Annotated in this window: 7 protein-coding genes; 2 read left to right on the top strand and 5 right to left on the bottom strand. The window is 72.6% G+C overall.

Features of this window, described 5'->3' with window-relative positions; all coding sequences use genetic code 11:
* On the bottom strand, positions 1-1,716 hold a 1,716-nt coding region (locus VK640_14035; GenBank protein ID HTE74301.1), incomplete at its 3' end, for an Ig-like domain-containing protein.
* A gap of 142 nt (positions 1,717-1,858) precedes the next feature.
* Between VK640_14035 and ligD the strand changes: the two genes are divergently transcribed.
* The gene (ligD, locus tag VK640_14040) at positions 1,859-2,797 is read left to right on the top strand and encodes a non-homologous end-joining DNA ligase (protein ID HTE74302.1); all 939 of its coding nucleotides are present in this window, start codon (positions 1,859-1,861) and stop codon (positions 2,795-2,797) included.
* A 6-nt stretch (positions 2,798-2,803) separates the two neighbouring features.
* Here ligD and VK640_14045 read toward each other — a convergent pair whose 3' ends face one another.
* Positions 2,804-4,885 (bottom strand): EAL domain-containing protein, encoded by a 2,082-nt coding sequence (locus VK640_14045; GenBank protein HTE74303.1) that lies wholly within the window; start codon positions 4,883-4,885, stop codon positions 2,804-2,806.
* 148 nt (positions 4,886-5,033) lie between these two features.
* Complete coding sequence (gene lexA / locus VK640_14050; GenBank protein ID HTE74304.1) at positions 5,034-5,717, bottom strand: transcriptional repressor LexA; 684 nt, start codon at positions 5,715-5,717, stop codon at positions 5,034-5,036.
* Positions 5,718-6,052: 335 nt separating this feature from the next.
* On the opposite strand from lexA, the gene VK640_14055 reads away from it, so the two are divergent.
* Complete coding sequence (locus VK640_14055) at positions 6,053-6,442, top strand: LysM peptidoglycan-binding domain-containing protein (GenBank protein HTE74305.1); 390 nt, start codon at positions 6,053-6,055, stop codon at positions 6,440-6,442.
* A 24-nt stretch (positions 6,443-6,466) separates the two neighbouring features.
* Here VK640_14055 and VK640_14060 read toward each other — a convergent pair whose 3' ends face one another.
* Complete coding sequence (locus VK640_14060) at positions 6,467-7,690, bottom strand: PP2C family protein-serine/threonine phosphatase (protein HTE74306.1); 1,224 nt, start codon at positions 7,688-7,690, stop codon at positions 6,467-6,469.
* A 119-nt stretch (positions 7,691-7,809) separates the two neighbouring features.
* On the bottom strand, positions 7,810-8,487 hold a 678-nt coding region (locus tag VK640_14065), incomplete at its 5' end, for a hypothetical protein (GenBank protein ID HTE74307.1).

Raw genomic sequence — 8,487 nt, forward strand, 5'->3', positions numbered from 1 at the left:
TGTGTACGTGGCATCGGCGGTCGGGTGGACCCGGTACAGGCCGAAGGTGTGCTCCACCACACCGGTGACGTCCGTCAAGGTGTCTCCGCCGCGGAACGAGTTCTGCAGGGTGAAGGGCGTGTCGACCGTTCCTGGGAAGTACGGCGGGCTCGTGTTCTGGGAGCCTCGACCGTCGTCGACAGTGATCCTCCGCTTGGCGTAGTCCGCGAGGAGCGCTTGGGTCCCGGCTGTGCTGGGGTCCTGGACCGCGGTCGGGCTGTCGAACCGGTCGCGGCCGTTCGGCGGCAGCCCGACGACGGTCTCGTTGAAGCGAGCGAAGTTGAAGTACTCGCTGATGACGAGGTCCTGCGGGAACGTCGCCCGCATGCCCTCGACACGCTCCAGGTCGGAGACTGCATCCAATGGGAACACGACCGTGGCGGGTGCCGGGACCGACGCCGTACCGCACGCGAGCACGGTCACCCGGTCCGAGATCTGGGTCTGCGAGGAACCGACGCCGTTGGCCGACCCGGTGAACTCTCGAACGCCGCCGGTGACCTGGACGACGCTGCCCGGCACGACGCCGGCGGCGGCCGGCGCGCGCACGAAGACGCCCTCGGACGTGGCTGTCGAGCCGTCCCGGTCAGCAGCCTCTTCCTCGATGAAGAAGCCGCTCAGGGACGGTCGCACCGCGGTGACGACCGCTTCGACCGTCACGACGGTGTTGACGGCCGGCGACGACGCGCCGGCGCCCTGAACCTGCGAGATCGTGTGCGTCTGCGGGTCGTCGCACGAGGGTGGCGGCGGGGCCGTGGTGAACGACCACGAGTAGTCGGCCGCCAGGTGCTTGCCGTCGACGTCGGAGACTGACGTATAGCTGATGGTGGCGGAGCACGACTCGCCGAACGCGAAGTCGGGCGAGGGGTCTAACGAGTAGGAAGTGCCGTTGCCGGTGCGGTCGACGGTGTGGCTGCCACTGTTCGCGCACTGCAGCGTCAGTGCGCCGTCCGTGAGGGTGACCGGCTCGTTGAAGGTGACGGCGACGTTGGCGTCGACGGCGACGTCGACCCCATTGTTCGCGGGTGAAGTCTGGCTCACGATCGGTCGGTCGTCCCCGACGAACGTGTGCGCGCCCAGGCCGTCGAAGGTGTCCGTCGCGAAGCCGCTCCACTGGACCGCGGGGTCGAACGCGTCGCCAATGTTGGTGTCGCCGTTCTGGACCGTGGGCTCGCGGCGCAGCGTGTTGTCGGCCGTGCTCGTCAAGCCGCTGCCCCACTCGGTCCCGGGGTCGACTCCGGCCTGGCCGATCGAGTCGACGACCACCGTGCCCTTTCGCAGGGTGATCGCGTCGTCGCCGTTGTACCAACTCGCCGAACTCGTCTGGTCCGCCTGCGCGAGGATCGTTGCGCTTGCGCTCGACTGGGCGAGCACGAACACGTCGCCGCTCGCCACGGTCCCCGTCAGGTTGATCGTCAGCCCGGCGGTCGAGCTTCCGTTGAAGAACATCTGGACGCTGTAGCCGGTGGCCGCGAGGTCGATCGGCCCGCCGGTCCCGTTGTAGATCTCCAACGCCTTGTTGTTGCTCGACCCCTCGACGTACTCGGAGAAGAAGAGCTCGCTCGCGGCAGCTGTGGCGGGGGCGATCCCGGCGATCAGTGCTCCGGCAAGGAGCGCCAAGGTCGACAGGACTGCGACGGTGCGCCGCGGGAGGGCGCGAAGGGGTAGGGCAGGCAGCACGGAGGTCCTCCGAGGACACGGGGAGAAAAGTGCCGGGTTGTCCGGCATGCGGAGGAACCTAACCCGCGCCCGCTCCGTCCGGGAAGCGTTGGCTCGAACTTTGCGGTAACAAAGCGGGGTGCTCCCCACCCTCGTCCGACCGATGCTGGCCACCGCCGGCGACCTCCCCTCGGCTGCCGACGAGGAGGCGTGGGCGTTCGAGATGAAGTGGGACGGCGTACGGGCCGTCGTCTACGTCGACGGCGACGTGCGGGTCCTCACCCGCAACGACCGCGAGGTGGCCGCGACCTACCCCGAGCTGCGCGGCCTGGCCGACGCCCTCTCGGGGCGCCCGCTGGTCCTCGACGGGGAGATCGTCGCCCTCGACGAGGCCGGCCGGCCGAGCTTCGGGCAGCTGCAGGCCCGGATGCACGTCCAGCGTCCCTCGTCCGCCCTGCTCGCGCAGGTGCCGGTGAGCCTGCTGGTCTTCGACGTGCTCCACGTGGGGGGTGAGCCACAGCTCTCGAGGACGTACGACCAGAGGCGGGCCGTGCTGGAGGACTTCGGGCTGGCCGGGCCGAGCTGGGCGACTCCGCCGGCCTTCGAGGGCGACGGGGCGGCAGCGATGGCCGCCAGCCGGGCGCAGGGCCTCGAGGGGGTGATCGCCAAGCGGCGGATGTCCACCTACCTGCCCGGGCGGCGGTCGCGCGACTGGGTCAAGGTGAAGCACATCCTGATGCAGGAGGTCGTGGTCGGCGGCTGGTCGCCGGGGGAGGGCCGGCGGGCAGGAGGACTGGGGTCGCTGCTGCTGGGCGTGCCGGACGACGACAGACGGCTGGTGTACGCCGGGCACGTCGGCACCGGCTTCAGCGACCGGGTGCTCGCCGACCTGATGACGCGGCTGACCCGGCTGGAGCAGCCGACGCCACCCTTCGCCGACGAGGTGCCCCGGGCGCACGCCAGAGGCGCCCGCTGGGTGCAGCCGCTGATGGTGGGCGAGGTGGCGTTCTCGGAGTGGACGCGCGACGGCCGGATGCGCCACCCGACCTGGCGCGGGCTGCGGCCGGACAAGGAGCCCGGCGAGGTGCGACGGGAGTCGTGAGGCCGGTCAGCCGATGTGGCTGAGCGTGGTGAGGTCGATCCGGCCGGGGCGCCCGAGCAGGTAGCCCTGGCCGTAGGTGCAGCCCAGCGACGAGAGCAGCCCGCGCTGCGGCTCCTCCTCGATCCCCTCGGCGACCACGGAGACATCGAGCGCATGGCACAGCGAGATGACCGCGGACACGACCGCGGTGCTCGCCTCCGACTCGCCCATCGCGGCCACGAATGAGCGGTCGATCTTCACGAAGCTCGCCGGCACGTCGACCAGGTGCTTGAGCGAGGAGTAGCCCGCGCCGAAGTCGTCGATCGCCAGCCGCACCCCGAGGTGCACCAGCGTGTCCAGCTCGGCCTGGGCGGTCGGTGTCATGCCGAGCAAGGCCGTCTCGGTCAGCTCCAGCACCAGCCGCTGCGGCGCCAGGCCGGTGTCCCCGAGCACCCTCGCCACCAGCCCGGGCAGACGGCCACGGCCCACGTGGCGCGCGGACACGTTGACACTGACGCTCGGGGCATCAGGCCGGTCGCCCCAGGCGACCGCCGCGGCGCAGGCGCGCGGCAGGACGTACCTGTCCAGCTCGAGAATCAGGTCGCTCGCCTCGGCGATCGGCAGGAACGACCCGGGGGCGAGCAGGCCACGCGAGGGATGCTGCCAGCGGACCAGGCTCTCGTACGACATCACGGCACCGTCCGAGAGCCGGCGCACCGGCTGGTAGTCCAGGAACAGCGCCCCGGTCCGCATCGCCTCGCGGAGCTGGTGCTCGAGGTCGAGCCGCTCGGTCGCCTGCTCGACCAGGTGGGGGGTGAAGAGGGCGTAGCGGTCGCGGCCGCTGGTCTTGGCGAGGTACATGGCGGCGTCGGAGTTGCGCAGCAGCTCGGCGGCCGTGATGCCGGGCTCGGCGAAGGCCACCCCGATGCTGACGGTCATGGTGATGCCGCCGGCCCGGCTCATCGGCTCGGTGAGCGTGTCGATCAGGCGCTGGGCGACGTTCTCGACCTCGGTGCGTCCGGACAGGCCCTCGCACAGGACGACGAACTCGTCGCCCCCGAGGCGGGCCGCCGTGTCGGCGTCGCGGATGCACTGCTCGAGCCGCAGGGCCGTCTCGACCAGGACCGCGTCGCCCGCCGCGTGGCCGCGGCTGTCGTTGATCAGCTTGAACTCGTCCAGGTCGCAGAACAGCAGGGCGACGTGGCCGCGGTTCCACTCGGCGCGCTGCAGGGCGGCGTCGGCCCGCTCCAGCAGCAGCGTCCGATTGGGCAGGCCGGTCAGCTGGTCGTGGCTGGCCCGGTGGTCGAGCGCGGTCGTCGCGGCCCGCTGGGCGCTGATGTCCTCGATCATGCTGATGAAGTACTGCGGCTCGCCAAGCTCGTCACGGGCCAGCGCCACCGACAGCTGGGCCCACACCTCGCGGCCGTCCCGGGTCAGGTAGACCTTCTCCAGCCGGTACGTGTCGGCCTCGCCGGCCAGCAGCGAGTCGACCTCGGCCACGTCCGCGGACAGGTGGTCGGGGTGGGTGATGTCGTGGAACGTCCGCGCGGTCAGCTCCTCGCGCGAGTAGCCGAGCAGCCGGCACAGGGCGTCGTTGACGTCGAGCAGGGCACCGTCGGTGCCGACCAGGGCGATGCCGATCGGCGCGTGCTCCGCGGTCAGCCGCAGCCGGCGCTCGGCCGTCACCAGGGCCAGGACCGCGTCCCGCTCGCTGGTGACGTCTGAGCAGGTGAGGACCACCACGGGGGACCCGTCGGGTGCGGTCCGCGGCAACGCGGCCATCCGGACCCAGGTGGTGTCGGCGCCGTGGCGGCTGCCCAGCCCGACCACCGTGCCGGGCACCGGCTCCCCGGTCGTCCGAGCGAGCCCGAAGGGGCTCAGGTCCAGCGGCAGGTCCCGCCCGGCCTCGTCGAGGAGTCGGACGTCGGTGAGTCGAGGCGATCCATACTCACCGGTCTGCTCACCGGTCTGCTCGTCGGTCGGGTCGGGGGTGGCCAGCAGCCGGCGCAGCACGTCGTTGCACTCGAGGCTGGTCCCCCACGCGTCGAAGACGCCCAGCCCGTCGTCCAGGGCGGTCGCGACGTCGGCGTGCCGCAGGCCGGCCAGCACGGACGGCGTCGTGTGCTCGCCGTTCGCACTGCTCGTCTGACGGGGCAGGGCGTCGGACCACCCGAGGTGTCGGGTAGCCACATCCGCTGCATCGGTGCAGGTGGGAGGGGCCTTGACCGACTTTGCCGAGTCTTGGCGCCGCGGGACCTCAGACCCGGCGCAGCACGGCGGTGACCCGGCCCAGGACGGTGGCTTCGTCGCCCGGGATCGGCTCGTACGCCGGGTTGTGCGGCATCAGCCAGACATGGCCGTCGCGGCGCTTGAAGGTCTTGACGGTGGCCTCGCCGTCGATCATCGCCGCCACGATCTCGCCGTTGTCGGCCGTCTGCTGCTGGCGCACCACGACCCAGTCGCCGTCGCAGATCGCCGCGTCCACCATCGAGTCGCCCTTGACCTGCAGGAGGAACAGCGTGCCCTCGCCGACCACCTGCTTGGGCAGCGGGAAGACGTCCTCGACGACCTCCTCGGCCAGGATCGGGCCGCCGGCGGCGATCCTGCCCACCACCGGGACGTAGGCCGCGGCCGGACGGCTGTCGCCGATGCCCGTGACGTCGCCACTCGCCTGGTCGACGGCGTGCGCGAGCGCGTCGGGGCTGCGGACCTCGATCGCCCTCGGGCGGTTGGGGTCGCGGCGCAGGAAGCCCTTGCGCTCCAGCGTCGCCAGCTGGTGGGAGACGCTGGACGAGCTGGTGAGCCCGACCGCCTCGCCGATCTCCCGCATGCTCGGCGGGTAGCCGCGGCGCTCGACCGAGTCGCGGATCACCTCGAGCACCCGGCGCTGCCGGGCGGTCAGACCGACCTCGTCCGGTGGGCCGTCGGGGATCTGGGCCACGGTTGCGCCCTCCGCGGGGGGCGGCTCCTGTCGCGCCACGACAGCCTCCTCGTCCTCGGGCCGGCAGGCGCCGGCCGCACGTTGTGTCCAACCTCCTCGGCACGCTGCCGGTATGGGCCACCGGACGAGGTCGACGCCGACGACGTTAGCCAGGTCCGGGGACAAAAATCAAACACCTGTTCGAACGTGTCGCTGGATTTTGTCGGTCAGGTGGGATATAACTCGTACAGGTGTTCGATCGAACGTACGTTCGCAAGGACCGGTCCGGCCGACCACGCAACGCAAGAGCCAGCCAGCCCAGCCAGCCCAGCCAGCAACCCCACGAGGAGCCCGCCGTGAGCACCGTGACCATCAGCGCCGGACTGCCCGCCCGCGCAAGCACGAGGTCACGCCGGCGCGCTCCGGTGCCGTCGACCCGCTCGGCCGGCCCGGTCGGGCCGCTCCGGCTCACCCGCCGCGGCCGGCTGCTGGCGACGATGGTGCTGCTCGCCGGCTTCCTCGCCGGCGGCGTGCTGCTCGCCGGCGGGCTGGCCACGGCCGGCACCGAGCCGGGCGCGGCGGCCACCGCCCAGCGCATCACGGTGACCCCCGGGGAGACGCTGTGGAGCATCGCCGAGCGCGAGGCGCCCGGCACCGACCCCCGCGACACCGTCGCCGAGATCCTCGAGCTCAACCACCTGCAGAGCTCAGCCGTCGAGGCCGGCAGCGTGCTCCTGCTCCCCTGACGGTCCGTCAGCCGCCGGTCCGTCTCAGGAGGGCTCGACGGACCCCGGCTGCACGGGGATCACCTCGTCGGTGCTCGCCCCGCCTGTCCAGCGGAGCAGCACCAGCGTCGCGTCGTCCCGCAGCGGGCCGCCCTGGTGCTCGAGCACCGCGCGGACCAGCCGGCGCAGCACCTCCTCGGGCGGGCGCTCCGAGGAGGCCTCCCGCTCGAGCAGGTCGACCAGGCGGTCGACGCCGAACTCCGACCCGTCCGGACCGCGCGCCTCGACGACGCCGTCGGTGTAGAGGACGACCGTGTCACCGGGCTGCAGCGCCGTACGCACCAGGTCGTCTTTCTCTCCGACCTCTCTGTCGCCCACGCCGAAGGGCACCGTCGCCTCGGTGGCCAGCTCCCCGACCACCCGCCGGTCGCGCAGCAGCAGCGGCGCGGGGTGACCCGCGTTGGTCAGCTCGAGGGCGCCGGTGGCCGTGTCCAGTCGCACCAGCACGCCGGTGACGAACGCGTCGGGACCGAACTCCCGAGCGATGGCGTCGTCGATGGTCGCGTGGGTGGTGGCGAGATCACGCCGCTCCCGGCGCTGGTGCCGGTAGGCGCCCATGGCCAGGGTGGTGAGCAGGGTCGACCCGATGCCGTGCCCCATGCCGTCGAAGACGGCCACGTCGACCCGGTCGCCGTTGATGCTGTGGTCGAAGCCGTCGCCAGCCACCTCGTACGCCGGCTCGAGCATCCCGGCGACGACGACCTGCTCGGTGCGCAGCGTGAGCGGCGGCAGCAGGTCCCACTGCATGCTCGCGGCCAGCGACATCGACCGGCCGCGCTTGCGGACGTGGACCAGGTCGGTGTACCTCGCTGCCGACGCGACGAGCAGCCCGGCCAGCATGCCGAGGTGGCTGCAGTGGTCCAGCACGTCCGGCGCCGCGTCGTCGACGGTGACGGCCAGCACGCCGGTCCGCACCGAGTGCTCGTACACGGGCACCCACACCCGCACCGCGCCGTCCCGGTCGGCGGTCACCACCTCGCCGGTCTGGAAGGCCCGCCCGGCCAGGGTGGCACCCACCGACTCCTCGACCGGCACGTCCAACGAGGAGCCGTCGACCAGCGGCTGGAGGATCTCCTGCTCGAAGTCGATCAGGTAGAGCACGACGTCGCGGGCGAGCGGTCGGGCGGCCTCGCCGACCGCGCGCACCACGTTCTGGGGCGACGTATGGCGCAGCCCGGCCAGGGCGGGCGAGACGTCGAATACGGACACGGGGCGGCTCCAGGCAGGGGAGGGAGCAGGCAGGCAACAACGACGCTAGCCCGCCTACGGCCTCCGTGGCGCGTTCTGCCCGATCTGCCGCATTCCGGACGGCCGGACACGGTGACGGATCAGTGGCAGCCGTGCACCCCGGCCGCGCACGCGGACCCCATGGCCACGTCGGCCAGGGACTCCCACACGCCGGGCGCCGCAGCGCTGCCGCTGCCCGCCAGGATCAGCGTGGCGCCCTCGACGGCGATCACGACGGCCTGCTGCTGGGCTCCGTCGACCGTACGGTCGAAGGACGCCGACGCCTCGCCCAGGCGCGGGTCGCCCGTGGCGGTGAAGCCGCAGGCCTCCAGAACCGACACGACCGACCCGACGGCGAGGACGGCGGCGCGGGCCGCCTTCGCCGTGGGCCAGGTCGCGACCGACTGCACCAGGCGGCCGCCGGGGTCGTCGGCGGCCAGCACCACGGACCGGGAGGGTGCGCCACCCTGGTCGGCGGCCAGGCAGGTGTCGTCCCCGGCGGGATCGGCCGGCGACCAGCTGCCACCGGCGACCGCTCCCACGGTCTGCACGTCGAGGAGGGCGGCGGCGGGGACCTCGGTGAGCCGGCCGGCGTAGGGCTGGTCGCCATCGGCCCCGCCGGCCCCGTCGGAGTTCTCGGAGTCGTCGTCGGACCCGCTGTCGTCCGAGTCCGGGTCGTCGGTGCCGGGCTCACCGGTGCCCGGGTCGCCAGGGGGCAGGGTCGGCACCCGCTGCCCGGTCAGCGCCGGGTCCGGCGAGTCCGAGGGCCCGGGCCCGTC

This window comes from Actinomycetes bacterium, from assembly GCA_035489715.1.
GTDB lineage: Bacteria > Actinomycetota > Actinomycetes > JACCUZ01 > JACCUZ01 > DATHAP01.